At 31.9% G+C, this 26,986-nt stretch carries 25 protein-coding genes; 14 read left to right on the forward strand and 11 right to left on the reverse strand.

What is annotated here, in order from left to right; genetic code table 11:
- Position 1 precedes the first annotated feature (1 nt).
- The 8 genes from AACQ14_RS03525 (at position 2) to AACQ14_RS03560 (ending at position 8,073) form a co-directional block, all read left to right on the forward strand.
- A complete protein-coding gene (locus AACQ14_RS03525) occupies positions 2-664 on the forward strand; it encodes a hypothetical protein (protein ID WP_339362183.1) in 663 nt (220 codons plus the stop codon).
- Between the two features lie 152 nt (positions 665-816).
- The gene (locus AACQ14_RS03530) at positions 817-2,754 is read left to right on the forward strand and encodes an efflux RND transporter periplasmic adaptor subunit (RefSeq protein ID WP_339362184.1); all 1,938 of its coding nucleotides are present in this window, start codon (positions 817-819) and stop codon (positions 2,752-2,754) included.
- Positions 2,755-2,757: 3 nt separating this feature from the next.
- Entirely contained in the window at positions 2,758-3,960 is a 1,203-nt protein-coding gene (locus tag AACQ14_RS03535) for an ABC transporter permease (RefSeq protein WP_339362185.1), read from the forward strand.
- 31 nt (positions 3,961-3,991) lie between these two features.
- Positions 3,992-4,543: a hypothetical protein gene (locus AACQ14_RS03540; RefSeq protein WP_339362186.1), complete on the forward strand. Its 552-nt coding sequence runs from the start codon at positions 3,992-3,994 to the stop codon at positions 4,541-4,543.
- Positions 4,527-5,207, forward strand: a complete 681-nt coding sequence (locus tag AACQ14_RS03545) for an ABC transporter ATP-binding protein (RefSeq protein WP_339362243.1) — start codon at positions 4,527-4,529, stop codon at positions 5,205-5,207. Before AACQ14_RS03540 ends, AACQ14_RS03545 begins: the two co-directional genes overlap by 17 nt.
- Before the next feature lie 273 nt (positions 5,208-5,480).
- A complete protein-coding gene (locus AACQ14_RS03550; protein ID WP_339362187.1) occupies positions 5,481-5,903 on the forward strand; it encodes an RNA polymerase sigma factor in 423 nt (140 codons plus the stop codon).
- A 536-nt stretch (positions 5,904-6,439) separates the two neighbouring features.
- The gene (locus tag AACQ14_RS03555; RefSeq protein WP_339362188.1) at positions 6,440-6,670 is read left to right on the forward strand and encodes a helix-turn-helix domain-containing protein; all 231 of its coding nucleotides are present in this window, start codon (positions 6,440-6,442) and stop codon (positions 6,668-6,670) included.
- A 107-nt stretch (positions 6,671-6,777) separates the two neighbouring features.
- Positions 6,778-8,073 carry a tyrosine-type recombinase/integrase gene (locus AACQ14_RS03560; RefSeq protein WP_339362189.1) on the forward strand — a complete coding sequence of 432 codons (1,296 nt, stop codon included), beginning with the start codon at positions 6,778-6,780 and terminating at the stop codon, positions 8,071-8,073.
- 161 nt (positions 8,074-8,234) lie between these two features.
- On the opposite strand, the gene AACQ14_RS03565 is transcribed toward AACQ14_RS03560, so the two are convergent.
- Positions 8,235-8,816 carry a thymidine kinase gene (locus tag AACQ14_RS03565; protein WP_339362190.1) on the reverse strand — a complete coding sequence of 194 codons (582 nt, stop codon included), beginning with the start codon at positions 8,814-8,816 and terminating at the stop codon, positions 8,235-8,237.
- Between the two features lie 791 nt (positions 8,817-9,607).
- Between AACQ14_RS03565 and AACQ14_RS03570 the strand changes: the two genes are divergently transcribed.
- Positions 9,608-9,769, forward strand: coding sequence for a hypothetical protein (locus AACQ14_RS03570; RefSeq protein ID WP_339362191.1), 162 nt, complete (start codon positions 9,608-9,610; stop codon positions 9,767-9,769).
- Between the two features lie 72 nt (positions 9,770-9,841).
- Here AACQ14_RS03570 and AACQ14_RS03575 read toward each other — a convergent pair whose 3' ends face one another.
- Together AACQ14_RS03575 and AACQ14_RS03580 are read right to left on the reverse strand one after the other, a co-directional pair.
- On the reverse strand, positions 9,842-10,459 hold the full coding sequence (locus AACQ14_RS03575) for a TetR/AcrR family transcriptional regulator (RefSeq protein ID WP_339362192.1): 618 nt from the start codon (positions 10,457-10,459) through the stop codon (positions 9,842-9,844).
- 29 nt (positions 10,460-10,488) lie between these two features.
- Positions 10,489-13,716 carry an efflux RND transporter permease subunit gene (locus AACQ14_RS03580; protein ID WP_339362193.1) on the reverse strand — a complete coding sequence of 1,076 codons (3,228 nt, stop codon included), beginning with the start codon at positions 13,714-13,716 and terminating at the stop codon, positions 10,489-10,491.
- A gap of 661 nt (positions 13,717-14,377) precedes the next feature.
- On the opposite strand from AACQ14_RS03580, the gene AACQ14_RS03585 reads away from it, so the two are divergent.
- The gene (locus tag AACQ14_RS03585; RefSeq protein WP_339362194.1) at positions 14,378-15,604 is read left to right on the forward strand and encodes an AI-2E family transporter; all 1,227 of its coding nucleotides are present in this window, start codon (positions 14,378-14,380) and stop codon (positions 15,602-15,604) included.
- Positions 15,605-15,622: 18 nt separating this feature from the next.
- Here the strand turns inward: AACQ14_RS03585 and AACQ14_RS03590 are convergent, their stop codons facing one another.
- The 4 genes from AACQ14_RS03590 to AACQ14_RS03605 all read right to left on the reverse strand — a co-directional run bounded on the left by AACQ14_RS03590 (position 15,623) and on the right by AACQ14_RS03605 (position 20,090).
- Positions 15,623-17,617: an early set domain-containing protein gene (locus AACQ14_RS03590; protein ID WP_339362195.1), complete on the reverse strand. Its 1,995-nt coding sequence runs from the start codon at positions 17,615-17,617 to the stop codon at positions 15,623-15,625.
- 337 nt (positions 17,618-17,954) lie between these two features.
- Positions 17,955-18,272: a thioredoxin gene (gene trxA, locus AACQ14_RS03595; protein ID WP_339362196.1), complete on the reverse strand. Its 318-nt coding sequence runs from the start codon at positions 18,270-18,272 to the stop codon at positions 17,955-17,957.
- 451 nt (positions 18,273-18,723) lie between these two features.
- A complete protein-coding gene (locus AACQ14_RS03600) occupies positions 18,724-19,590 on the reverse strand; it encodes a DUF4163 domain-containing protein (RefSeq protein WP_339362197.1) in 867 nt (288 codons plus the stop codon).
- An 11-nt stretch (positions 19,591-19,601) separates the two neighbouring features.
- Positions 19,602-20,090 (reverse strand): RNA polymerase sigma factor, encoded by a 489-nt coding sequence (locus AACQ14_RS03605; RefSeq protein ID WP_339362198.1) that lies wholly within the window; start codon positions 20,088-20,090, stop codon positions 19,602-19,604.
- Between the two features lie 221 nt (positions 20,091-20,311).
- Between AACQ14_RS03605 and AACQ14_RS03610 the strand changes: the two genes are divergently transcribed.
- Positions 20,312-21,262: a CPBP family intramembrane glutamic endopeptidase gene (locus AACQ14_RS03610; protein ID WP_339362199.1), complete on the forward strand. Its 951-nt coding sequence runs from the start codon at positions 20,312-20,314 to the stop codon at positions 21,260-21,262.
- A 117-nt stretch (positions 21,263-21,379) separates the two neighbouring features.
- Here the strand turns inward: AACQ14_RS03610 and AACQ14_RS03615 are convergent, their stop codons facing one another.
- The 3 genes from AACQ14_RS03615 to AACQ14_RS03625 form a co-directional block, all read right to left on the reverse strand.
- Positions 21,380-21,532: a hypothetical protein gene (locus tag AACQ14_RS03615; protein WP_339362200.1), complete on the reverse strand. Its 153-nt coding sequence runs from the start codon at positions 21,530-21,532 to the stop codon at positions 21,380-21,382.
- 114 nt (positions 21,533-21,646) lie between these two features.
- Positions 21,647-22,240, reverse strand: coding sequence for a hypothetical protein (locus AACQ14_RS03620; protein WP_339362201.1), 594 nt, complete (start codon positions 22,238-22,240; stop codon positions 21,647-21,649).
- A gap of 84 nt (positions 22,241-22,324) precedes the next feature.
- The gene (locus AACQ14_RS03625; RefSeq protein ID WP_339362202.1) at positions 22,325-22,906 is read right to left on the reverse strand and encodes a hypothetical protein; all 582 of its coding nucleotides are present in this window, start codon (positions 22,904-22,906) and stop codon (positions 22,325-22,327) included.
- 388 nt (positions 22,907-23,294) lie between these two features.
- Between AACQ14_RS03625 and AACQ14_RS03630 the strand changes: the two genes are divergently transcribed.
- A complete protein-coding gene (locus tag AACQ14_RS03630; RefSeq protein WP_339362203.1) occupies positions 23,295-24,554 on the forward strand; it encodes a hypothetical protein in 1,260 nt (419 codons plus the stop codon).
- A gap of 65 nt (positions 24,555-24,619) precedes the next feature.
- Positions 24,620-25,150, forward strand: coding sequence for a hypothetical protein (locus tag AACQ14_RS03635; protein WP_339362204.1), 531 nt, complete (start codon positions 24,620-24,622; stop codon positions 25,148-25,150).
- Between the two features lie 98 nt (positions 25,151-25,248).
- Here AACQ14_RS03635 and trmB read toward each other — a convergent pair whose 3' ends face one another.
- Positions 25,249-25,896 carry a tRNA (guanosine(46)-N7)-methyltransferase TrmB gene (trmB, locus tag AACQ14_RS03640; RefSeq protein ID WP_339362205.1) on the reverse strand — a complete coding sequence of 216 codons (648 nt, stop codon included), beginning with the start codon at positions 25,894-25,896 and terminating at the stop codon, positions 25,249-25,251.
- Positions 25,897-26,475: 579 nt separating this feature from the next.
- Between trmB and AACQ14_RS03645 the strand changes: the two genes are divergently transcribed.
- On the forward strand, positions 26,476-26,967 hold the full coding sequence (locus tag AACQ14_RS03645; protein WP_339362206.1) for an NADH-quinone oxidoreductase subunit NuoE family protein: 492 nt from the start codon (positions 26,476-26,478) through the stop codon (positions 26,965-26,967).
- Positions 26,968-26,986 lie beyond the last annotated feature (19 nt).

Raw genomic sequence — 26,986 nt, forward strand, 5'->3', positions numbered from 1 at the left:
TATGCAAGCTATTATGGAAACTTTATTTGATGTAGTTTATCTAACTACTGTTATAACCTTGGGAGTTCTGATGATTAAGAACGCAAAAGGAAACAAGCAATACACCCTATTTGGAATTATGGCAGTTGTGCTTGGTCTGGGTGATTCTTTTCACCTTGTTCCTCGTGCAATAGCTCTTTGCACCACAGGGCTTGAAAACTATACGGTATCGCTTGGTATTGGCAAGTTTATAACTTCCATTACCATGACAATCTTTTACATCATTTTATATTATGTATGGAGAAAGCGTTATGATGTTAAAGGAAAACAAAGCTTAACCCTTGCGGTTTATGCTATGGCAATTATTCGTATTGTGTTGTGTCTATTCCCTCAAAATGAGTGGATAAGTGCTAATCCTTCACTCGCTTGGGGCATTTATAGAAATATTCCATTTGCAATTATGGGAATTATCATTATTGTTCTTTTCTATAACAGTGCAAAAGAAAATAATGATAACCCATTCAAATATATGTGGCTTACTATAGTGCTTAGCTTTGCCTTCTATATTCCTGTTGTCCTATGGGCAGATGTAAATCCATTAATCGGTATGCTCATGATTCCCAAAACCTGTGCCTATGTTTGGACTGTTTGGATTGGATTTAGCGATATGAAAAGAAGAAAATAAAGCAAATACAATTTAGTTTGTGTCAAATGCAACAGCTTGAGAAATTAACTTTTCTTTAGCTGTTGTATTTTTTTGTTTTCATTAAGGGTTCATTAAAGCTTCGCATTTTATAATTTGTATTGTAAAGAAAATCAGTACAAAGGAGCTATGATGTGAAGATTAAAATATTTAAAAATAAAAAGATTTTGGCAGGAATAATTGCAATAAGCGGCATTATCGGAATAGGCATATTCCTTTTATTTACACCACAGGAAACTCAAACTACCGTTCGTGAGCGTGAATATATGGCAAAGAAAGATAACATTACAGTTGGAGTAGAAACAAGTGGTCAGATAAATACTTTGCCTAATCTACACACTTTTGCAGAAAATACGGTTATTGACAATGTGTTTGTAAAGCTTGGTAGCGAAGTCAAGAAAGGCGACAAGCTTGCATCTATTTCGCAGGAAAATTTGGAAGAGCTTATCAAGGCTGCAAAAGATGAACTTTCCGATGCGAAAGCCGCACTGCTTTTGGCCTCAAGTGCCAAAGATGTGCTGCTAAAGCAAAATGACAAAAACAAGCAAGATGGAATTAATAGCATTCAGCAAGATTATGATATGAAGCTCTCCATGCTTTATAGTGAAAAATCTCGGTTAGAAAAAGCAATTCATGATTATGAAGTTAAAATTTCAGAGCTTACAAAACAAATTTCTGATTTATCTTCGCTGGTAAAAGACACTGCAAACATAGTGGAGTCCCTGCAATCTAAAATTAACGCTAACATCATTAAGATAGGCGAGCTGAATGAAAAATTGTTGAAGATTGATGATGGTTCAAGTGATAGAAAATATTTAAATAGTAGAATATTGGATGTTCAGTTTGAAATACAAGGGATAAGCGATTTAATTAGTGATAAAGAGGTTTTGGCTAACAAAAATCAAATATCCATTCAAAACTTAAATAACGAAATTCTCGACATAAACAAGCAAATTGACGAGCTTTTAAAACTGGTAGAGCAAACGGAAAATGAAGAAGAGAAAGAAATACTAAATAGTCAAATTCAGCTCTTAAAGGATACCGCGAAGAGCAAAATAGAAAAGATAGATGAGCTTTCATATAAAAAGGAATTGTTGCAGCTGAAAGATAAACTTGCCGAAAGAAAGAAGGAACTAAAGAACCTTCAAGTAAATCTGAATTATATTGATGACGGCTCAGAAGAAGCCACTTTAATACGCCTTGAAATAACAAAATTGCAAAACCAAAATACCACTTGGCAGCAAGAAATAGATACACTTTTGAAAGATAAATCTGTTGCTGAGTTAGAACAATTAAAAAACGAAAAAGCGACTGCCGAAGTTTCTCTCGAAAAAGCCTATACGGATTTTTCACTAAAGCTTGAGGAAATTCAAAGGACAGAAAAGCAGTATAATCAGGCGGTTGAAAGCCAAGGAAAAGACAACACTTTTTCTGATTATAAAGTAAACGAAGAACTAAAAGCGATTAACGAAAACATTTCCAAAGCAAACAGAAATACAGGCTATGCACAAGATAAATTGAATAAGCTGATAGAACTGCAAAATAATCCCGTTCTATATGCACAAATGGATGGCATTGTTACTTCACTCAATTACAAGACTGGGGATATGGTTGCAGATGGAAAAGCCGTATGCACCATTGGAAAGGTTAGTGAAATTACAATTACAGTTCCTGTAAGTGCTGTGGATATTGGAAGCGTTGCACCCGGGCAAAAAGTAAATATTTTTGTTGATGCATTTGCCGAGCAAAAATTTACAGGCACCGTTACCGAAAGGCTTCTTGTAGCAAATGACAATGGAGATTACCCTGTCACCATTACCCTTGACCAAACAGAGCAGATGGTGCTTCCGGGTATGAAAGCTTTTGCAACAATTATTTTAAAGGAAAAACAGGATATTTTGACAATCTCAAACAAAGCGATATTGCTTGAGAATGGTGAGCAATATGTAAATATTAAAAATGAAGACGGCGAACTTGTAAAAACGAAAGTGGTTACCGGATTTTCAGATGGTCGAATTAGTGAAGTGATAAGTGGGCTATCTGAAAATGATGTCGCTGTGGTACAGGAGTAGCCTATGAGATTAAGTGAGATTTTTCATATTGTTTATATCAATATGACTCAAAACAAGTTTCGCCTACTTTTAACGACCTTGGGTATTATTGTGGGTACGATTACCATTATCTTAGTAATTGCAATAGGCAAAGGTGGCGAGCTGGAAGCCGCAAAACAGTTTTCTAATCTGTCTGCTGACACGGTTTATGTCAACTTGGACTATGGAGCAGTAGGACAGAACAGAGATGTTAGCACTGTCCAGAAGTTATCAGTTGACATTATTGAAAAAATCAAAGAAGAAAGCTCTGCTTTGCAAGGCTTGTATCTTAGAGCTAATGTTTTCAAAGAAGTTCAATTTAAAAGTACTAAGCTATCCTCCAGTTTGGTGGGGGTGACTAATGGCTATGCTCAAATCTCTAACATTCAATTTGAGCAAGGTGCAGATTTTAGCGAATACGATTTTGAGGACGGAGAACGAGTAGCTGTTATCGGAAGCAAGCTTGCTGAAAAATTATTTGGAGCAGATGAACCCGTTGGCAACTACTTAAAAATCGGTGACTTTAGATATAAGGTAATAGGGCTGTTAAAACGAAGTGAGGACGGCTTACAGGGAGTAGACACAGATAGCAGTATATTTGTACCTTATGCGGCTATGGAGAAAGATAAATTCCTTGATAAATACACCACCACACAGGCGGTTGGAAAGGCTGTTAGTATTCAAAGCGTAGAGCTTGCTAAAAAAGAAATAAAAAGCACATTAGGATATTACATGGATGATGCCAACCTATACTCTGTTTCTGATGCCGGAACAAGAATTGAAGCGGCAACCGCTTCTGCAACCACGATGAAACTTCTTTTGGTCTCCGTTGCTTTGATTGTCTTTGTAGTTGGCGGCATCGGTATTATGAATGTTATGTTCGTAACGGTAAAAGAGCGTACAAAGGAAATAGGTATTTTGAAAGCACTGGGAGCAAAGGAAAAAGATATTCTATTGCAATTTTTGATTGAAGCTTTTTGTATCGGCGCTTTTTCCGGGATTGTTGGGGTAGCACTAAGTTTTTTTGCCATAGCCTTAATGAGATATACAGATATACCCGTCTATCCAACATTAGAGGGTAAAATGATTGCTTCGCTGTTTGCAGTGGCAACTAGCACAATTTTTGGATTTTATCCAGCTTACAAAGCTTCGATGTTAATGCCCGTTCAGGCATTGGCTGAAGAATAAACTAAAAACTTAATTTAAAGGAGTTAACACAATGAAAAAAATTATATTAATGGCGGTAGCCGCAACACTTGTACTTACACTTGCTGCTTGCTCAAATGGAGCAAATAATTCAAGCAAACCAAATCCACAGCCGGAATCATCACAAGGCGAACAGGAACAAACAGCAAAAATCCAAACCTATATAGGGGAGGTTAAAGACAAGGTCGGAAACGATATTACACTTAGCGTGGGTAATCTCATTCTTGAGAATGAAAATGGTGATGGACAGGGTATGATGATTGACGAAAATGGTAATCAGGTTCCTATCGAAGGTGGCATAGGCGATAACGCAGGCGGACAGACCATTATGATTCCCGCTCCTGATGATGGTGGCGCAGATGGAAATTCCACAGATGGCAGCGAAATTGAAAAGCTTCCTATTGAATTTACAGGTGAGGTCAGAGATTTTACCATTCCTGCCGGTGCAAAGGTTATCAATGCAATGGGTAAAGAAACTACGCTAGATAGCATCAAAAAGGGTAGTTTGGTGCAGCTGATTATCAACGAAACCAGTGGTGTAGTTGAAAGTGTCATGGTCTGGTAATTTCATGATTAGCTTAGAAAAAGTTAATAAATCCTATCACATGGGTGCTTCTTCCCTTCACGTTTTAAAGGACGTATCTATGCAGGTAGCAAAAGGCGAATTTGTTTCTATCTTAGGTGCTTCTGGTAGTGGAAAGTCTACATTAATGAATATTATTGGATGCATGGATACTTTAGATACAGGTAGCTATATTATTGATGATATTTGTGTTGAGAACAGTGATACAAGTATTCTTGCAACTATCAGAAATGAAAAAATAGGGTTTATTTTTCAAAAATATCACCTCATTCCTAAGTATACTGTTGAACAAAATGTAATGATGCCTCTGCTTATCCGTGGAACAGAAAGAAATATTGCAAAGAATAGTGCAAAAGATATTTTGGAAATGGTAGGGCTTTCAGACCGAGGACAGCACAAACCAAGCGAACTTTCCGGTGGTCAGCAACAGCGTGTTGCCATTGCAAGAGCATTGATTACAAAGCCAGCCATACTACTTGCCGATGAGCCAACAGGTGCATTGGACTCCAAGACTGGTAAGGAAATACTGGCACTATTTAAGGAACTTAATAGCCAAGGAAACACAATTATACAAATTACCCATGATACAAGTGTAGCCAAGGCAGGTGGAAGAATTTTGACTTTGGTAGATGGTGTGCTTACCTAAATGTTTTAATTAGTGAGTTAAGAAATCATGTTTTGAGGTATTAGAATGAAAAAGCAAAAAAATTACTATCTGAAAAAATCAAGTTCTTTATACCTTGGCATGTTCTATTAACATCTCCAAATAATTATTTACAATATAAATATACCCATGCCCGATTGAGATTTTATGAATTTCAGTCGGGCATTTTTGCGTTCATAGCCTCTCGGTGTCGTTCACCTCCCACCGTCCTTTCAAATTCAGCTCTTAACCAAAATTTGAAAGGAGGGTACAGCCATGAAAAAAATAAACCTAAAAGATTACTATGACCATATCGTCATAGATACCTATATTGACATTCCCAATGAGGTGTTTGACATCTTTGAAGAACACCGCAAAGCAGAACAAGCCTACCAAAGCCGCATACGCTACCACAAAGCCTACTACTCTCTTGACCGTGGTGACGGTATCGAACATAGTGCCTTATTCGTATCCCTCTCGCCCGATGAGATTTACGAACGCAAGCTCACAACCGAACAACTCCACGCTGCCATTGCCACATTGCCGGACAAGCAGGCAAAACGCATTTACGCTCATTATTTCTTGGGCATGAGTAAGACCGCTATTGCCAAAGCCGAGGGTACATCAGCAAGTAGCGTGAAAGATGCAATTCGTAGAGGGCTATGCAGTTTAGAAAAGTATTTGAAAAATAATTTGTAAGCTGCCCACGTCGTTTGCCCCTCTTTTTCTAAAGGTATATGAGAGGAAGTTTTTTCTCTGATATTCCTAACAGCATAATTGCTCTTTGACAATTTCATATACGATATTTTGAGTACATAACTTATGTGAGCCGAAAGGCAAAGCGACTTAACAGACATCGCCATGATAACGGTATGGGGAGGTGAATATAATGCCATTGGAGCGATAAAATGGACTGTTAGACCGAGTTTGGCACACTCGTCCGCAATGACCCACATAAGGAATAATGATACTTCGTGACGTTCCGCCCCCAAGACGATAGAAACAGGGGGAGTTCCTGCGGTATGCGTAGCTTCTGAAAGGACAAGCTACGGTACTGTGGGGCTATGATGGCTGTGCCAACAGCAACTCAAAATATCCCCTTTGTCGGGGGTGCGTGGCAAATACGGCAAACTACGATAAAACAAAATAGACCGTAACACTCTATTTCTGTTCCAAAGAAAAGGTGTTGCGGTCTTTCTATTTATAAATATGATTTCTCGAAAGGAGGTCAAAACATGAACGCTAATGCAATTCACACAGGCAACAAATTCGGACTAACCGTTGATGAAGCTGCCGCTTACACAGGTATAGGCAGAAATACACTGCGAATGTTGATAAAGCACGGAAAATTACCTGTGCTTTTTGTTGGCAGAAAAAATGTTATTCGTACAGATGTGTTAGAGCAATTTTTGACTGCCAATCAAGGGATAAATCTCTTAGATATGGAGCGAGTGAAAAGCTTATGAGAAAACAAAAAATAAAACGGCAAAGTTGTATGGGTGATGTTTTTCCTTTATAATTGTGGTATCACATTACAACAGTGACCTTTGCCGTATCGAAAGGAGAATATATTATGGCAAAAGGTTCTGTTAGGAAAAAAGGAAAGAAGTGGTACTATCGCTTTTATGTAGAAGATGCAAGCGGTAATCGCATACAAAAGGAAATGCCCGGCACGGAAAGCAAGAGCGAAACAGAAACTCTACTCCGCAAGGCTATGGAGGAGTATGAAAATCAAGCGTTTGTTGCAAAGGCTTCTAATCTTACACTCAGCGATATGTTAGATATGTGGATTGATGAAGAACTTACCCCAAGCAAACGCAGTAACGGCACTGAACGGTCATATCTGAATACAGCCAACCGCATTAAGCAACATTCCATTGGTAAGAGAAAGTTAAAAACAATTACAGCAGAGCATCTTCAAAAGTTTTTCGACTCTCTTTCCTCTGCTCAACCATTATCAAATGGAAATAAGTCTAAGCCACTGTCAGCAGGCAGTCTAAATGTATATGCAGCAGTCATGCGTGGAGCGTTTCGGTTTGCTGTGTTTCCAAAACAGCTCATTACCTTTAATCCTATGCAATATGTGGTGCTTAGAGGAAATCAAGATGATTATGAGATGTTCAGCAGCGATGAAGATGGAGAAGCAGGAAAATCCCCAGTAGTGACTGACGAGCAATTCAAGCAAATGTCAGAGTATTTGCAGGGAATAAACAATCCGGCATTGTTCCCCATACAAATTGCTTACTACACAGGGTTAAGGCTTGGTGAGGTTTGTGGCTTGACTTGGCAGGATATTGACTTAGAGGGAAAATACTTAACAGTTAGGCGTAGTGTGTGTTATAATAACACTCGGAAGGCTATGACTATCGGACCGACAAAACGCAAAAAGATACGCACCGTGGATTTTGGAGATACATTGACCAACATACTGATACAAGCAAAAAAGGAACAGCAGAAAAATAGAAAGCAGTATGGTGAGTTATATAGCCAAAACTACTATACCATAGAAAAAGTCAAAAACCGCACTTACTATTATCTTCATTCAAAGCCTGTGACAAGCAGTGTGCCGGAAGAATACAATGACATTTCCCTCGTTTGTCTGCGACCAGATGGAACATTAGAAGCCCCAAGAACAATTACAGGTATGTGCCTTACCCTCAAGAAAAGAATTGAAGGCTTAGAGGACTTCCATTTTCATCAACTCAGACACACATACACCAGTAAGCTGTTGTCAAATGGAGCTGCACCGAAAGATGTGCAAGAGCTGTTAGGGCATTCGGATATTAACACAACTATGAACATTTATGCCCATGCTACAAGAGAGTCAAAACGAAACTCTGTGATGCTACTGGAAACGGCTACGATTTAATTTGAAAGCATACTTTCCCTTGTAGATTTCTGATAAGGGAAAAAACAAGGGAAATAAGGGATAAAACCCCTAAGAAAACCCCCATAAACGCAGTGTTTTCAAGGGTTAAGGCGAAAGGGGTAAAGAAAATTTATATAAGAATACTTCTTAAAATGAGTACATCATGATATTTCTTTAGGATTCTTGAAACAATGATAACAGACAGGTACGTACTTCTCAAGTCCTCCAATATCAATAGGTTTACCCTCATATACCGGCTTACCATCAACAAGTTTTAAGTTATGGGTAGCCTTATTATTGCAAAACCAACAAACAGTCTTTATCTCTTCTAGTTTATCGGCAAGTTCAAATAGTCTTTTACTTGCATCAAATAACTCTAACGTATAACTAACTCTAAGACCATAGCAAATGACTGGTGTATTATACTCATCAACAATTTCTCTAAGTTGATCGATATGTTTAGGTTTTAACATTTGGCATTCATCCACAAGTATACAATCAATATTATCTTTTTGTTTACGATGGGAAACATACAAATTATAGATATTTGTACCATCATCTATTAGCTCTGCTGGCATTTTGAATCCTGCTCTCGTTGAAACATAGCCGTCACTTCTAGTATCTATTTTAGGGATTAATAGTAATACTTCTTTGCCTTGAGTTTGATAATTATGAGCTGTAGCTATAAGGTTCAAAGATTTTGCAGAAAAAACAGTGCCGTATTTGAAAAACAACTTAGCCATATGTATTCTCCTAACATTAATTATTGAAACTAATTTTTTCATCCATTATATATTATGACATATATTAATTTTTATCTCAAGAATGTTTTTCCTTAGGTCTTTTAGCCTATTTTTAATCATTATATTATAGGACTATATAATCATTTTAAACTTTTTTCAATTTTTTTGTAACCTTTTGGGGTGTTTAACATCTTATATAATAGAGGGAGTATTTTAATACATACTCATTAAATTTGTAAAAACAACTAGAGCAATGCCCTTTGTTCTAAGAAAAGTACCTTTAGGAAGGTACCAGTACACTTATTAAAAAGCAGTATACATATATTGCTGTTCCGGTCAAAACCATGAAGTTGCCCTGCTTCATGGTTTTGGTATATATGTAAAATTTTAATTATTTTTGGAAGTTATCCACATTTTTCCTGTTGATAACACCATTTTCTTGGGGATAACTTTAATAACTATACACAATTTTGTCATGCCTCAAATTAAAATATCGTTATATATCCATAAAAATAATTTTTTAAAAATATATGAAAAGGTTAATTTCTTAACAAAGTTAAGATGCTCCTTTACTTCTATAAATAATTAATCCAAATTATTATGTCGTTTTTTGTCCTTGTGGATAAAAATTTGTGGATAAAATTTGTCTTTTCATTTTTTACCAGTATAATTATTATCATAATTTCCCAAAATATATATGAAAGTATAAAAGAATTTTAACATACATTGTTATTATCCTTTATTTGTATTAAAAATTAATTTTTAGTGTATTTAGGAAGGAGATTTAATCAATGAAATTTGCAACAGGTTTAATAGTAGGAAGTGTAATTGGTGCATCATCATTGGCACTTATGAATATGGACAAACGTGATATGCGTAAAGTGCAAAGAAAAGGCAAAAAAATGATGAATAAAGCCGAAAGATTAATGGATGATTTAAAAGAAATGATGTAATATATGTCTCTATTTTAAAAGGCTCCCACCACATACATAATATATGGTGACAGCCTTTTATTTTTAGTAATTTCAGCTTTTAAAAACTTTTAATAAGAGATTATAGATTGTGTTAATGTTTTCTTCATCATCACCTATAGTGATATCATTTTGTTCTAGGAATACGTCTTCTCCAGAAAACTCATATGATAATATCACCAAAAGGTTTTGCCAGATGACAAAGGTCATTTTATCTTTTGGTTTATCTATAATACCTTCATTGACTCCTAGCTGAATTATTTCTTCTAAGAGATTATATAACTTCATTCTAATTCCAAGCATAATATTTTTGATTTGTTCATGAATATCTACCTTGGATTTGAAGGTCTTATCGCATTCGCTTATCATGAATATGAAATTAGTATTTCCTTGTCTTATAGTTGCTATAATTATTCTTATAAGGCCTTTTATGGTTATTTCGAAACCCTTATTATCAGTAAATAACCTTTGTTGAATTTCTTCTACATATTTTTCTCCCATATAATTGATAGTCTTATATATGAGTTCATCTTTGCTGTTAAAATATTCATATACGGTACTTTTACCAATATTAGCCTCATTAGCAACCTTAGATATAGTAAGTCCGTTAACGCCTTCTCTTATCATAATTGTCATAGCAGCTTCATATAACAGGTTTTTCTTGCTCATCATCTATCTATCCCTCTTTTATAAATATAATACTACGCTTTTTTTGAAATCTTCTTTTTGAATCCATAAAATATTGAGTAGATGACTGGTACAATTATTAGTGTTAAGAATGTAGACATTATCAATCCACCAATAACTGTTACACCTAGTGGAGCAATCATTTCTGCTCCCTCACCAATACCTAGAGATATTGGAATTACAGCCAATATAGTTGTTAGAGCTGTCATTAGAATAGGTCTTATTCTAACACTTCCAGCTTCTATTATAGCATCTTTTGTAGGTTTTCCAACTTTTATTAATTTATTTATATAATCCACTAATACGATACCATTATTAACAACAATACCAGCTAACACAATCATACCTAAGAATGCTACTATACTAAGTGGTGTTCTAGTTATGAATAATGCTATAAATGCTCCTGTAAATGCTAGTGGCACACTGAATAAGATAATGAATGGATATAGGAATGATTCAAATTGTGATGCCATAATCATATATATTAGTACTACACCTAAAAGCAATGCTAATAGCAGACTTACAAAAGCATCCTGGATCTCTTTATTTTCCCCGGCATTTTCAATACTATAACCATCAGGTATATCTATCTCTTTTAATTTCTCGTCTAAAATCTTACCAACATTACCGGCACTTACTCCTTTTTCTAGTTTACTGGTAACACTGATGACTCTCTTTTGATTAGTTCTATTAATTGAAGTATAACCTACTCCTTCTTCAATCTCTGCTATATCTCCTAATTTAACAGTTTTACCTGTCATAGAAGTAAATGGCAGTTCTTCAATATCCTTTGTCTGAAGCTCAGTATCAGATGTCTTATTAACATAAACATCTACTTTTTTACCACCTAAATCAAGTGTTGTAGCTTTAACATCTGTCAATCTTTGTCTTATTGTACCTGCCACAGCAGCTGTAGTAATACCAAGAGGTCCTGCTACTTCTCTGTTTAATGTAATATTAAGCTCTGGTGCCCCTTTTGAAATACCATTATCAACCTCAACTGTTCCATCAATATCTTCAACAATAGCTGCAACTTCCTTAGCCAGTTCTTCTAATTTATCAAAATCAGTACCAGCTATATCAACTTGAACAGGTACAGTGGAGAAAGCCATCATATTAGATACTGCGTTTACTTCTAAATCACACTCTACCTTACCTGATATACTGTTTCTTATATCATCGGAAATTTCCTGAGTACTTTTATCTCTTTCTGACTTAGGAACAAGGATTAAGTTGAGTGTACCACTATCTGCTGATCCGCCTCCCATGAGCTGACCCATTCCTCCGCCACTACCTACAGAAGTACTGATAGTCTCTATTTCATGGAAATCAATAAGTATATCTTCTATTTCTTTTATCTTTGCTACTGTATTATTATACGTAGTACCTTTTGGCATTGAAGCGGTAATTGTTATCTGACCTTCATCAGTAGTAGGCATTAGTTCTGTTCCTATTGTCATAGCTCCAAAGATACTAGCTACAAATAAGATGATTGTTAGTATAACAACTAAAGCTCTATGTTTCAAAGATCCTTTTAATAATCTTACATATAAATTTCTAAATCCGTCCATCGCTTTATGATGAGTGCTTGTATCTGGTTTTTTGATAAGTTTTGATGATAACATTGGTACTAATGTCAAAGCAACTAATAAACTGGCAAGTAATGTAAGTGTAACAGTTATAGCCATTTCTTTGAATATTTGTGCTGTCATACCCTGAACGAATATAACAGGTAAGAATACTGCTATGGTTGTTAGTGTTGAAGCTATGATAGCTCCTGATACCTGTTTACTTCCTTCTATAGCTGCTGAAACTCTGGATTTTCCTTCTTTTCTCATTCTATAGATATTCTCTAGAACAACTACCGCATTATCCACCAGCATACCGGTTCCAAGTGCCAATCCACCTAATGATACAACATTTAGGGAAATACCACTTAACCATATGAATGTAAATGATACAATTATACTAATAGGTATTGCTACACCAATAACAATGGTTGGTCTTAGATCCTTCAAGAATATGAATAAGATCAATATTGCAAGTATAGCTCCTACTATAGCATTAACAGTAACAGAAGAAACCATATCGTTAATATACTTGGCTTGGTCTAATGTAACCAATATATTCATGTCTGGGTATTCTTCTTTTATCTCATCTATAGTATCATTAACTTTTTTAGAAACATCTGTAGTATTGAATTCTGTTTGTCTCTGAATCATAAGTGAAATACTGTCTTCACCATTAACTTTGGAATACATTTTACTGTTCTGGGCTACTTCTTTTATTGTTGCAAGATCACTCAATCTTATAGTAGTAGTTTCCATTTTTATTTCAGGCATAGGCATATTGTCAGAAATAGTATTTGGCATTTCATTTGGATTAGGCATCATGCCAGTATTTGGAGCCCCATTAGAGTCCTGTGGCTTGTTGCCATTTTCTTTTTGTTGTTTTAACATTTCCCATACATCTGCTTTTTCACCTTGTATAACAGGAACAGGTATTTCCAATAAGATAAAATCTTCAATATCTTCTATACTGTCAAACTTACCTATAGTACGGATTGTTACATCCTTGTCTCCTTCGGTAATCTGTCCAGCAGGCATATCAAAATTGGAACCTTGCAATAGTTTAGATATCATATCACTATCAATACCTAACAGTTCGATTTTATCTGAATCCAGTGTAACTTCAACTTGCTTCTTAATATCTCCATTGATAGTTACAGAAGCTACACCTTCTATTCTCTCTAATCTTGGTTTAACGATATTTTCTACAAAATCTCCTACTTCTGACATATCACTGCCTTCTTTGGTAACAGCAAATCCCATGATAGGCATCATACTTGGATTGAATTTTATAATCATAGGAGAACCTACTTCGTCTGGAAAATAACCAGTGACCATATCGAGCTTTTCCCTCATATCCAACATTGCTACATCCATGTTAGTTGATTCATTAAATTCTACTATAACTATAGAATTATGCTCTGATGAAATAGATTGTATTTTCTTCACATTCTGCACAGTTGCCAGCGCACTTTCAATATTTTTTGATACCGTATTTTCAACTTCCCCAGGGCTTGCTCCTATATAAGTAGTTGATACTGCCGCATAAGGAATATTCATACTTGGTAATAAATCCGTATTCAACTGAGTAAATGATACTGCTCCGAATATTATAAAAATAAGTACTATCATTACTATTGTTACGGGTTTTTTTACACTGAATTTTGATAACATATTAGTCTCCTCTCACAATTTCGTTTATTGTCAAATACCGACCGACTGTTCGGTCGGTAACACTATAATACCTATCTTTTATACTTTTGTCAACACTAATTATATTTATTTCATTCTATCCTATAATAATCAATATCCAATCCAGCCAATAATTTTGAATGTTTTAACTCTAAAAATATAGTAAATCCTAAAGAATTATACCTGACCATATATATAATGTTTACCCTAAAAAACAAGTAATTATGCACATGAAACCTACATCTAATAAACTGTAACATTTGTATATGTTGTAATTAATTGGAAATAACTATTATGAATAGAAAAACTAGAATTGATTTGATTTCAGACCTAACATTTCTTGATTTTAGATAAATTAATGAGCATTATTTAGAATTATTAATTTTATATTAATTTTTATTAATATTACTATACATGCTAGTAATATTTGTTATTATGTAGTTATATACGATACTGACTTTAATTTTTATCTGCTCATATGAATAAGTCATTTCATAAATACTTTTCAAGAAATTATAAATAGTATAATTAAACATTTTATTATATATAAGATATATTTAATTTTAATATATATAACGATAAAATATGAAACATACCATTTTCATATTTATACGTTGGATTTATCTGTTGAGGAGGGCAAAATATGAAAATTCAATGGAATAAACGATATACCACTATAAGTATCTATGCAATCTTAGTTGTTTTTGTTAGCTTAATTTTTTATAAATTCATTGGTAACTGGGAAGAAACAAAAGTTTTTTTCAAAAGTACTTTATCAACTTTATCACCTTTTATAATCGGTTTTTTGATAGCGTATTTCATTAATCCGTTAGTAGTCTGGTTTGAAAAATTGATAGGTAAGATAAGAATACGGAAAAAAAGTATTAAAAGTCTAAAAGCCAAAAGATCTCTTGCGATATTATTTTCATATATCACTGTATTAGGTTTCATCGTAATCATTTTAGCTTTTATAATTCCGGAACTTCTAAACAGCTTAGCTGATATAATAAATAAATTACCAGATTTGATAACCGAGTTGATTGATAAGATAAATAATTTCGTTAATAATAGTTCAATAGAATTTATTGATCCCAAGGCTATCAACCAATTCATTGATGATAACCTTAATAATATCCCTGCGGCATTAAACAATGTTTATGATGTATTCAGTAATATTGCACCTTCCCTTTTGAATTTCACAAAAAGCTTTACTTTCGGTCTTCTAAATGTTTTAGTAGGATTCATTATAGCTATATACTTATTAGCCAGTAAAGAGAAATCAATAGCCAGTTTTAACAAAGGTATTATCGCTTTGTTTAGAGAAAGTACAGCCAATAGTTTACTAGCAATATTAAAAGATAGTCATCAGATTTTTTCCAAATTTTTTGTTGGAAAACTGATTGATTCATTAATTATAGGTGTCCTATGCTTTATAATTACCATGTTATTCCATATACCTAATGCTCTATTGATTAGTGTTTTCGTAGGTGTAACTAACATGATTCCTTATTTTGGCCCATTCATAGGTGGTTTTGCAGGAATTATACTAGTATTCATAATCAGCCCTATACAAGCTTTATGGTTTGCCTTGATAATATTAGGTCTTCAACAATTTGATGGTAATATATTAGGACCTAAAATCCTTGGAGATTCAACAGGGCTCAGTCCATTTTGGGTTATCTTTGCAATATTGGTTGGTGGAAAATTATTTGGTTTGATAGGAATGTTTTTAGGTGTACCTTTCTTTGCAGTGATCAAGAATATTATAGATAAACAAATTAATAAGAAATATGAAATGAAGATGCATAAGAAACAAGAAGAAGCCGTGCTTGATAATATGCAAACGGAAATAGACGAAGAGGTTGAATAACCTCTTCGTTTTGTTATATTAATTAAGTGGAATGGGATTATTGAAATATCTTTGAATCATGGTAATCCACCAATAATCATCAGTTGGAGGTGAACCAACTCCATCAGTACTACTATTGACTCCCGCACCAAATAGTATTGAAATGACTCCAGATTCTTTTGCTTTATCCATATGATGTGTCCAAGTTATAGTATCGGTTCCATTATCAGTTATTTTATTATCATTATGTGCATTAAGCTTAAAATAATTAAATCGTTCTGTAGAACCTGGTTTGAATGTATCTCCAAGGAAATACACTGGTGCAGAGTCTTCATATTTAGTAGACGTCCCATTTAAGTCAGGGAAAAGCCCATTATTATATGGGTTAGGTGCTTGACTTGTATTGATATGACCTACTGGTATCTGCCATAATATAACAGGAAGATTAGAACTGGTATTCATAACTTTTACAAACTCAAGATAATTATTCCATATATCACTATTCCAAAACCAAGTAGAACCTGCTGGATCATCAGCGGCTTGAGGTGTCACTCCACCACCATCCAGTCCATATTTATCTATTGAAACAAAATCTGCTCCATATGATTTTACACCTGCACTAACATAATAATCTGTAATAAGCTGAGCTTTACTTCTAATGAAATTCAATCCATCGGTTACTCCCATTGTCTCTGTTTTATGTAAGATACCATTGTTAGGAACATCATGTCCATCATAAGCCCATAGATTGAATTGCCATCCATAATAAGCTTGTGGATAGTATTTGCTTACAATATAGTTCACTGATTTAACTAACCCTTCAACAGTATTAGGAAAATCTGGGTCTACACCACTGGTCAATACACCACTACTATATGCCGCACTTACTAACGCTGTTATCTCATTTGGCTGTTTACCTGATTGCTGCATCATATAACCAAGAAAATCTGGCTCAAATACTATACCTACCGTATCATCTTCTGCATACTCCTTACATATGTCCAAGAAGAACTTTAGATCTTTATAATATGCATCCATATATGTTGAATCTTGAATATGAGCTAAATCCAGACTGTAACTTTCACCACTGTCAGGAATATTATAATATACAAAGAATGGGATTATACCTAATTTTCTACTTTCAATAATAAAGTTCTTGGCACGTCCACCATCAACATTAGTCCAAGTACGCCATCCATTTATTGGACCACCATTAATATAGATATATCTTATGTCCATCCTCTTATTCTTGTCATCAGTGTGGAAATCCCTCCAGAAATCAAGATCTCCCTGCTTATCCTCACTTACAGAGCCTATAGAAAGATAATTAGGCATACCTGGAATACTTCCATCTACATTTTTGATTCTTATTCCAACATATCTTTCTTCTCCTGTATTACTTTCTTTTAGTTTAATAGAAGCTCGTCCAGCTTTTTTACCATTAATCTTAAGAGTATTATTATTTACTATTGAACAATCAACTACTGAACTATTATTAGTAATAACAGTAAAAACAGGATTAGAGGCCCCATTAAAACTTAGAGTATAATCATTCATTCCTTTAGCTTGAGTAAACTGATAGACCACTTTTTGGGTATCTATACCGTTTATTATTATGTTACCAGTTGCATTACCCACTACAACAGAAATCTCGTCACTGGCTGTAGTTCCAAAAGAATTAGTAATCTCAATGTAATATTTATATGTCCCTTCTATTGTTCTTCCTCTTACTTGAAAGGTCTCACTTTGAGGATTAGGTGTATCATCAATTAAAGTACCACTATGTATTTCTTGATAATTGCCTGCCCCAATCTTCTCGAATAGCTTCCAACTTGTCCCATTGTTTCCATACCATATGTTCCAAGTCAAATCATAATCACCGTCAATATCTCCTGACCATTGATTATGGCTTAATGACGGTTTTACAGGAACCCCTGTCCCTGCTGCACTTGAAGGTATAATTGAAACTGCCAAGATTAAAGTAATGCATAATAATATTGAAAAATAAGTCTTGAAATATCTTTTTAAAAACATTTTCCTCCTCCTAATACATAATTATAGATTTATGCTTCACTTCTGAATGTGGTAACCACCTCCATTAATTTTAGTTATTCATTGGGTAATATATAAATGATTAGATATAGATATAAGTAGAAAAATATTAAGTAAGACTTAAGTAGATAAAAAAATATATAAACACTCTTGTCTAATTATACATTTTTTTATTGTATTTTAAATTAGTCTATCTTGCTATTACTTGTACTATTTTGGCTCGTATATTTTACACCATAAAAAATTCACATTTACTATTTTTTATAAAAAAATAAAGCCTATTTATCGTTATATGATAAATAGACTTTCTTATGTTACTCTACATAGCTGATTCAATTTTTGATTCCAATTGTTGTTTTGGAACTGCTCCCACTACGGTATCTACAACTTGCCCATTTTTGATTAACAACATTGTAGGGATACTCATTACTCTGTATTTTTGAGCTGTTTCACCATTTTGATCAACATTTAATTTTCCTATTTTAGCTTTTCCTTCATATTTTTTTGCCAATTCATCTATAACAGGTGCCATCATCTTACATGGTCCACACCAATCTGCGTAAAAGTCAACTAATACTGGTATATCTGAGTTAAGAACCTCTGTTTCAAAATTAAGATCTGTAAATGCTAGTGCCATAAATAAAACCTCCTTATTAAATTATATTTGTATTTATTATAATATCATTATATTCTAATATAGTGATATATGTCAATACATTTTTTAATTTTTTGATATTATTTTATTATTTATTATCCCTGAATAAATCAATCCTATTAAATTACTTTATCATTACTGCTATTTTATATCTTAATGTTCCAAGATACCCTTAGCTAGTCAGTAGTTGATAAATAACAGTATCTCTTGTTCTATCATATGCAAAGACTCCAATATTATTTAATATAATATTATATCTAAGTTAAATCTAGAATACTTTTATAATATTTATTCAGCTATAATATATAATGTGTATATATCAATTTAAATATACCACTTTATACCATTAATTTCAATAATTTGGTTATTATAAAAAAGATGACTCCTGCACAATACAGAAATCATCTAATTTATATATGTTTTATTTAATTAATTATTCTATTATAAATTCTAGTGAATCAGTTGCACCATCTGCGATTTCATATTTCTTGAATACAACAACTACTTGTTTATCACTGTTGATATAGAAACCTTGGTCTTCACTAATACTTGTAAATCCTGCTTCTCCATCAAAGAATCCATAATGACGATCTTCACTAGGATTAGCTTTCAATTCTTCAATCTGTTTCCTAATGCTTTCATTGGCTCTATTAATGTAATCCTCACCAAGAATATCTTCTAATGTAAGTTCTTCATTGGTATTCAAATCAATGTTATAGTAATATATTTCAGCATAAGCTGCCGCTAAAGTTTCATGATGATAAATTATAAATGATAAAATGGAATCATCAGAGTATTTTTTCTCATAATCAAGTTTGAATTCAATTGGATGGTAATTCTCTTTTGTACCGCCTGTTGCAAAATATGCCTCTTTATATTCTTCTGCTCTTATTTCAGCTTCCTTGATTTGTTCATCCATCTTAGCTTGTATTTCTTTATTAATCTTATCTTGTATTTCTTTGTCGTTAAGACCATCTACTTCTGGTATTGTCACATCTTCTGTTATGGTATCAGTTTCACGTTCATAATCTACAAAAGTCAATACCTCTGCAACTTTACCTAAAACAGGTACATTGGCTATTGACTTAGCCAAAGATTCATTTGTATTAATTGCAAGTACAAACATACTACATACTGCAAGAGCGGCAACTGCCACTTTTAATCCTCTGCCGAATCTAATTTTTCTCTTTCTTACCTCTTTATCAGCTTTTTGGATTGTTTTATCAACCATATGATCTAACTCCTCTGGAATAATTATATTCTTATACTCTCGTTTGATATTATTTAATTTATCCTCCATTAGTTGGCACCTCACTTATCTAATATTACCTTGAGTTTATCTATTCCATTATATAATCTTGATTTAACAGTATTAATATTTAAACCTGTTATATCAGCAACCTCCTCAATCTTCATATCCTCAAAAAACCGTAATACAATTATGGTCCTATATTTGATATCAAGTTTTTCAATGGCATGATAGAGATCTATTTTATCGGCAATATCAATATTCTCTCTCTCAATTGATTCGGGGAAATCATTTGTTATAATAAGTCTCTTGTTCTTTCTTAAGTAACTTATGGATGTGTTGACTATTATAGAAAACATCCATGTTTTTAATTTATTAATATTTTTTAATTTATGTACGGATGTAAGGCCCTTGTAAATAGAATCTTGGACAATGTCAAGTGCCGATTCTCTATTATGTACATGGCTGTAAGCTAATCTATAGAAATCTTCTTGATGAATCTTAATAAACTCAACAAGCTTGTTGTAATTATAATTGTTAAATGTCGACATTAGTTTTTTTTACCTCCTTACATTGATAAGACGTTTGAAATATATAAAAAGTTGGTATTATTTGAAAAAAGTTGAATATATTTTTTTCATATGCTATATTAGGTTAAGGTCTATTTTTAACTGAAGTTCAACTCAGCAATTAGTATACTTTATATTTCTAATAATTGAAATGGTAAAAATAAGATATTAAAACAATATTTATATAGAAAGGGTCGATAGCTATGAACTCTGCAAAACGTGGTAATAAATTCATATTGATACTTATACTAATAATGACACTGGTTCCTGAAATCATTGGATATCTAGCATTGCATTTAAATTTTAAGCTGACTTCTGTTAGTGCTATATTAATACCTCAGCTTGGTTTCATTGTAATTCCAGTTATTCTATACTTCATGATTACAAGACAACCTGTTAAAAAAACATTATTGTTCAATAAACTTGATATCATAAATGTTCTATTAGCGATAGGAATTGGATTATTGATACAACCTCTATTAAGTCTTATTAATCTAGTATCACAAATATTTTTTGAAAATAAGATATCAGGCACTATTTTTACATTAGCAGAATTTCCATTATGGCTGCTACTTATATTAGTTGCAGTACTACCTGCAATCAATGAAGAAATAGTTACTAGAGGAATACTTCTAACCAATTATAAAAACGTGAATATTTTTAAAGCAGCTCTAGTAAGTGGTCTATCCTTTGGTATGCTTCATATGAATGCAAATCAATTTTCTTATGCATTTGTCATGGGTACAATATTATTCATACTAGTCAAGATAACAGGCTCTATATTTTCTAGTATGCTCATACACTTTTTGATTAATGGTTTACAAATGGTTATTGCCAAATTAGCATTATTCCTGCAAGAGATATTTGGAAACTCAATTGATTATGACTTGATTGCACAAGAAGCAGTAAGTAAGGATGCAATTATTTCTTTATTGCCTATACCACTTGTACTTACTTTTATTACATTACCACTAGTATTTCTATTGTTTTATGCAGCTGTTAAACATAATAAAAAGGAATACCTGTTTGTTAAAGCCCCTGCTGAAGAAATAGAACCTATAAAAAATAAAGATAAAATATTTGATGTTTATCTAATTTCATCAATAATTATTTTTATTGCTCATGTAATTATAAAAGAGATTCTCGTACTTTAGAAGTTAATGGAATGTATTAATTCACAATGAATTACATACTTATTACAATAAGACGGGGATGTAGGGTAATACATTTTATAATGTTCAAAAATGTATTACCCTACATCCCCAATTGATTTATTTCTTCTTAGTATATTTTCCTAATAATTTTTCCAGATAATTTTCCATATCATCTAGACTTTTCGTAATATTGAACTGCTGCTTTTTCTTGTTCTTCTTCCCATAACTTTGTTGCAGATACCTATATTTGACTTTATCAGAAAACTTCATACATTCTCCTGTATTATTAAAGTACTGATCCTTTAATAATATAAAATATTATTCTATAATATTATATGAGAATTTGGTAGTTAAGGGACTTTTTCCTATTAATTATTCTGTTTACTACTTAATGTTAATTATAAAATTAATCTTTTCATCATCGGTTTTTTCACTATCCAATACATTAAAGGCGATTTCACTTACACCCTTGTCTACTGCTGCAAATGCCCAGTAGTGCTCTATATATTGTTCTTGTTGTTGTTTTGATTCACTGATTAATATTACCGATTCGGTTTCCTTTTCATATTCATAGCTTGCATCTGTTTCTTGCAATATAATAGCAACAATATTTTTTTCCTTAACCGTTGTTTCCCTATTATCTATATCTAGAACTACATCTGGGAATACCCCCAGATATCCACTTAATGTTTCTCTGCTATCTACAGATATAATTTCATCTTTATCATTAGCGATGATCTTTATTACATTATGCTGCAGGGGATAATCAGTAACCCTAAAAGACTTGATTGTTTCAAACATAACTATATTACCTATTAAAAAATCTTTAGACACTCCATCTTCAAACATAACTTCTTCTGTTATATCTACAATAATATAATTTTTCTTATCTAAAGTTTCAACAACAAATTCGTCATCATTTTTTATTTCTATTATTTTACCTATGAACGTTGACCTGCTATTGCCATCCTCTAACATGAGTTCACCCTCTTTTTTAAGGTATTCTTATATTAGTTTTCTCATATTAAAGGTATGTGAAATACTGCAAAATATACATATTTTTTATATTTTCACTAAATTATTAATCTCATCTTCATCTACTTCCAAGTCAGTTATTATCTTATCAAACATAATACCTACAAATATATTGTTCTCTAAATATTCATTATTGAAAAGTGTATCAAAGTAACCTTTTCTAAAATCTTCTAAAGTTTCCTCTTCATCTTTCACTAATCCTACACCAATTTCCATATCATAGATGTTGAATAACTTATCAAACAATTCTCTATCAAAGTTATTTTGGGGCAGTATGAAACCTAGTTTATAAGATGAATTCTTATTCTTGGCACCTAGCATTACTCCAAAAACAGATTTTTTGTTAGTATTTTCTATAGGTACTACAACGTTACTGAACCCCTTATCCTTAATATATTTTTCAATTATTTTTATGTTGTCCATTGGTACACTATTATCTACTGCACAACATAGATTCGTATTAATCGTAACAAATAGCTGTTGATCTTTTATCAACGTATTTAATACATCAAACCTGAAATCTTTCTTATACTTATCTTTTAATTTGAAGAAATCAATAAATGTTCTACCTAATTTTTCATCTTTTTTAATCTTGATTTTACTTTTCATCCTGAATAACATTCCTTTCAAATTTTTAACAAATCTACTTGCTAGCTATATTATACTCTAATATAGCTGTTTACTAAAGCTTTTTGATTTTATATTTAAAATTATTCTTAATTATATATTTTTAATCATCTAGTTATATTATGCTTTTTTATCTTATATCATGCTATATTTTTTATACAACAAATTCAACATTAATGTTAATATTTGATTAACATTGACTAACATACTTTTATGTGCTACTATTTTATTTGTAATATGCATATTATTAATATTTTATTATTATTTACTATTTTCTGTAATTTTAATTTTAGATACAAAAGTACCTATTGTATTAAATTTTACACCAATTTAGTAACACCTGTATAATATAGAAAGGAATGAATTAACAATGAAAAAATTCTTATCAATAATTTTAGTATTAACTCTACTATCTGTACCAACCTATGTTTTTGCTCAACCTTCATCGGGAACAAATTACAATGCAGTAGCAACAATTTGTGATACTAATTCGATACAAAACAACGAAACTACAAATGGTCATGACCGAGTAAAAATATCAATCAATCAGCTCAACTTGTCAAACAAAAAGTTATATTTAATAGGTTCACTACAATCAGGTGAAATTTTTAATATTATTGCTACGCCCAAAAAAGCTTCTAATAAAAATAATATTGTATATTTTACGCCTGACAAAAACCAAGGAGATTTTAATATAATAAATATCTCGTATCAAGATAATCCATCAAATGGAATAATATATCATGATGAGTATAAAAATAAATCTAAAAATATATTAAAGGTTTATTTACAAAATAAACATAATAAAAAAATACTAATATTAGAAATATTTAATTTGCAAATACAAGAATTAAATAAACTTCTATATACTGATTTAAAGCAAGATGATAATTTACAATATTGGTATACTAGAGTTATTAAACCTGAAGTTTCCCAAAAAGAAATTGCTGACAATACATTTACTTTAAAATCATCAGCATACACCAAAGAAAGAAATAATCCAGCAATCCATACGCTAAAATATAATATTGGTGGTGCTACTGTTTACCATAATATGGAAGTACATAGACAAATACGATATCCTTCAAGTTTTAATGGTGATAATGAAAAAGCATTTTATACTAAAATTCTTGTTGCGAGAGAGTGGACAAGATGTTATGATATACCTTCTCTTAACGATGAAAATGGATCTGCAATTGAATTAAGAAGATGTGGAATAGACATAGCGACATCACCTTATCAAGTAATTGAAGCAGTTTGTGTTGATGGTTTAATTTATAGAAATGCTAAAATAAATGCTAAAATTTCATTTAATACATCAATGAATCTAAAAAATATGATTACAATTACTTTTTCATATGAATCAAGTAAAGCTGCTCTAGATATTAACAAACATGATAACTTATTTGACGATACTAGACAAGCTGGCGTAGTCACAGATTGGGATGATATAATTAGAGGCGGTAATCATTTTATTGGTCAACGTTGGATTATATCTAACACAAAACCTTTAAGCGGACAAAATTATTTAAAAGCCAGATTTAAGTATTTAGTTGGTTTTCCTTTAGATGAAACTGAAACTGAAACTATAACAACTAATGAATACACTGTTACATTTGATATGGAATAGTGTATACTTCATACGAGAAATATTTTCTCGTATGAAGCTTAATTATAAGCGAAAGAAGGTATAATATGAAAAAAAATTTCGTTAAATTTTTTACTATATTTTTAATGATTCTCTTATTATTTGTGACCTTTAATCTTAATAAATCATATAGAAAAAATACTGAACTATATAAATTAAACATTGATAGTCTTATATTAAGTTTAGACTACATAAGTTATCAATTTGAAATCCCTATTCGTAATAAAAGAGATATGAATATTGAAGAAAAAGCTAAAATTCAAGCCGCACTTGGTATGTTGGAAAACAGTACAATAAAGCAAATTAAAGCATTGAATGTAAATCCTCAGATATACATCATTGGAAAAATATTTACTGAAGAATATGATTTTGTTGGATATATAGACATTGATTCTGTGGAAGGTAAAAAATTAATGAACCAAGTTGGGGTAGAATTAAATTATGTATTAAATCAACTAACCGAAGTTAAAAAAAATGGTTATAAAGCAAAACAAATGAATGAAACTATAGATAATATCCTTAATTACCCAGAATGGAATGAGCAAGTCGCTAAACAGATAGAATCATATCTAAAATAATTCATATAAAAATTTTTATTTGGATTATTTGTTTTCTACTTGCTCATAAGTTTTGATACATTAAGTACTAATTATCCTTTATGGGAATATAATATAAATTAAATATGCTTTTCCTTAAATGCCTCCAACCTACAAATAGGCAGACCAAGACTAACAAATTTTTCTTCATATTCAGTCATGGTATTACCTTCAACATAATCACTGTTATGCAAATGCCTAGTGACTTTTTCTGTTTTCCAACCATATTTTTCAATCTCTTCTAGAGAGAATTCGAATAGGTTTTTGTTATCTGTCTTGAAACATATTCTGCCATTAGGTGATAAGACTTTTTCATATCTTTCCAAAAAATCATGGTGTGTAAGTCTCCTTTTGGCATGTCTATCTTTCGGCCATGGATCAGAAAAATTAAGATAAATCCTTTCTATTTCTCCCTCTTCAAACACATCAAGTATTTGTTCAACATCCATTCTTATTGCATATACATTATCAAGCTCTTCGTCTTCTAGATTATCAAGAGCTCTTACTAATACTTTCGTAAATTTCTCAAACCCAATATAATTGATATTAGGGTTATTCTTAGCTAAGGTTGTGATAAATTTTCCTTTACCCATACCAATTTCTATATGTATAGGATTGTCATTCCCAAATTTTTCATTCCATTTTCCTTTATAATCCTTTTCATTCTCTATTATTCTTGAATGCTCTGATACTTTTTTATCTGAACCTTTAACATTTCTTAATCTCATAAATATGCTCCTTAAATATTGTTAAAATCTATATTGAATATAATATAAAAAGTAAGAATGACCTGTTAATCATTTTATAATTATTATGGTTTATGTTTTAAGATTTGTCAATTAATCAAATACAAAAAAAACCTATCCCAGCGGATAGGTTAAAAGTTTTTATATATAAATAAAAGGGGGGGTAGTTTCTACATAATTATCCTATCATATAAATATGTCCAAATTGTGAATTTAATATTACTATTATATGTAAAGTTAATATCCTATTATAAACAATTTATTTCATTAAAAAGTTAGTTATATACCTATAAATCAAGCTTTAACAAAATAATTGCAATTTATTATTAAGGTAGTAATATTACAAATTAATGTCATAATAATACATATGTTCCAAATATTACTATAAGAATTTAGTCCTATAAGTTACTTATTTTTCACAAAAAGTAAGAATGGTTAAATTATATACAAGCATAATATCATTTCAAAACAAGAATAGAATTCCATTTATTTGTATAGCCTAACATTAAGATAAATAATAATTTTGTGAAATAATTCAAAATATATCAAGGAGGCAGATTAATGGAAATAACAATTGATAAAAATGAAATAGAAAATTATCAAAAACTTGATGAGATTATTTTAAAATATAAAGCTAAAAATGGTATGTTGATTTATATTTTAAAAAAAGCTCAAGACATCTTTGGATACCTTCCTATCAAGGTCCAATCATATATATCAGAAAAAATGGATATTCCCATATCTACTATTAATGGAGTTGTCAGCTTCTATTCCCTTTTCTCACAAGAACCAACTGGAAAATATACTATAGGTGTCTGCCTAGGTACAGCATGCTATGTAAAAGGTGCCTCTGATATCTTAGAAGCAATCAAAGAAGAATTAGGCTTGGATGTTGGTGAAACAACACACAATAAAATGTTCACATTAAAAGCGACTAGATGTATCGGTGCATGTGGACTAGCTCCAGTAATAACCATCAATGATGATGTATATGGGCGTCTATCTCCCTCAGATATACCTTCAATAATCCATAAATACACAAAAAACTCATAAAGGAGATGAGCTTATGGAC

The organism is Vallitalea maricola, assembly GCF_036985595.1.
Classification (GTDB): domain Bacteria; phylum Bacillota; class Clostridia; order Lachnospirales; family Vallitaleaceae; genus Vallitalea; species Vallitalea maricola.

Excerpts from the sequence above, each read along its gene's own strand:
- AACQ14_RS03600 (WP_339362197.1), bottom strand. The coding sequence starts at position 19,590 with ATGGAGGATAAATTAAATAATATCAAACGAGAGTATAAGAATATAATT.
- AACQ14_RS03575 (WP_339362192.1), bottom strand. The coding sequence starts at position 10,459 with ATGATGAGCAAGAAAAACCTGTTATATGAAGCTGCTATGACAATTATG.
- AACQ14_RS03540 (WP_339362186.1), top strand. The coding sequence starts at position 3,992 with ATGAAAAAAATTATATTAATGGCGGTAGCCGCAACACTTGTACTTACA.
- trmB (WP_339362205.1), bottom strand. The coding sequence starts at position 25,896 with ATGAGATTAAGAAATGTTAAAGGTTCAGATAAAAAAGTATCAGAGCAT.
- AACQ14_RS03645 (WP_339362206.1), top strand. The coding sequence starts at position 26,476 with ATGGAAATAACAATTGATAAAAATGAAATAGAAAATTATCAAAAACTT.
- AACQ14_RS03610 (WP_339362199.1), top strand. The coding sequence starts at position 20,312 with ATGAACTCTGCAAAACGTGGTAATAAATTCATATTGATACTTATACTA.
- AACQ14_RS03555 (WP_339362188.1), top strand. The coding sequence starts at position 6,440 with ATGAACGCTAATGCAATTCACACAGGCAACAAATTCGGACTAACCGTT.
- AACQ14_RS03565 (WP_339362190.1), bottom strand. The coding sequence starts at position 8,816 with ATGGCTAAGTTGTTTTTCAAATACGGCACTGTTTTTTCTGCAAAATCT.
- trxA (WP_339362196.1), bottom strand. The coding sequence starts at position 18,272 with ATGGCACTAGCATTTACAGATCTTAATTTTGAAACAGAGGTTCTTAAC.
- AACQ14_RS03525 (WP_339362183.1), top strand. The coding sequence starts at position 2 with ATGCAAGCTATTATGGAAACTTTATTTGATGTAGTTTATCTAACTACT.
- AACQ14_RS03560 (WP_339362189.1), top strand. The coding sequence starts at position 6,778 with ATGGCAAAAGGTTCTGTTAGGAAAAAAGGAAAGAAGTGGTACTATCGC.
- AACQ14_RS03630 (WP_339362203.1), top strand. The coding sequence starts at position 23,295 with ATGAAAAAATTCTTATCAATAATTTTAGTATTAACTCTACTATCTGTA.
- AACQ14_RS03570 (WP_339362191.1), top strand. The coding sequence starts at position 9,608 with ATGAAATTTGCAACAGGTTTAATAGTAGGAAGTGTAATTGGTGCATCA.
- AACQ14_RS03635 (WP_339362204.1), top strand. The coding sequence starts at position 24,620 with ATGAAAAAAAATTTCGTTAAATTTTTTACTATATTTTTAATGATTCTC.
- AACQ14_RS03590 (WP_339362195.1), bottom strand. The coding sequence starts at position 17,617 with ATGTTTTTAAAAAGATATTTCAAGACTTATTTTTCAATATTATTATGC.
- AACQ14_RS03550 (WP_339362187.1), top strand. The coding sequence starts at position 5,481 with ATGAAAAAAATAAACCTAAAAGATTACTATGACCATATCGTCATAGAT.
- AACQ14_RS03615 (WP_339362200.1), bottom strand. The coding sequence starts at position 21,532 with ATGAAGTTTTCTGATAAAGTCAAATATAGGTATCTGCAACAAAGTTAT.
- AACQ14_RS03535 (WP_339362185.1), top strand. The coding sequence starts at position 2,758 with ATGAGATTAAGTGAGATTTTTCATATTGTTTATATCAATATGACTCAA.
- AACQ14_RS03580 (WP_339362193.1), bottom strand. The coding sequence starts at position 13,716 with ATGTTATCAAAATTCAGTGTAAAAAAACCCGTAACAATAGTAATGATA.
- AACQ14_RS03585 (WP_339362194.1), top strand. The coding sequence starts at position 14,378 with ATGAAAATTCAATGGAATAAACGATATACCACTATAAGTATCTATGCA.
- AACQ14_RS03605 (WP_339362198.1), bottom strand. The coding sequence starts at position 20,090 with ATGTCGACATTTAACAATTATAATTACAACAAGCTTGTTGAGTTTATT.
- AACQ14_RS03620 (WP_339362201.1), bottom strand. The coding sequence starts at position 22,240 with ATGTTAGAGGATGGCAATAGCAGGTCAACGTTCATAGGTAAAATAATA.
- AACQ14_RS03625 (WP_339362202.1), bottom strand. The coding sequence starts at position 22,906 with ATGAAAAGTAAAATCAAGATTAAAAAAGATGAAAAATTAGGTAGAACA.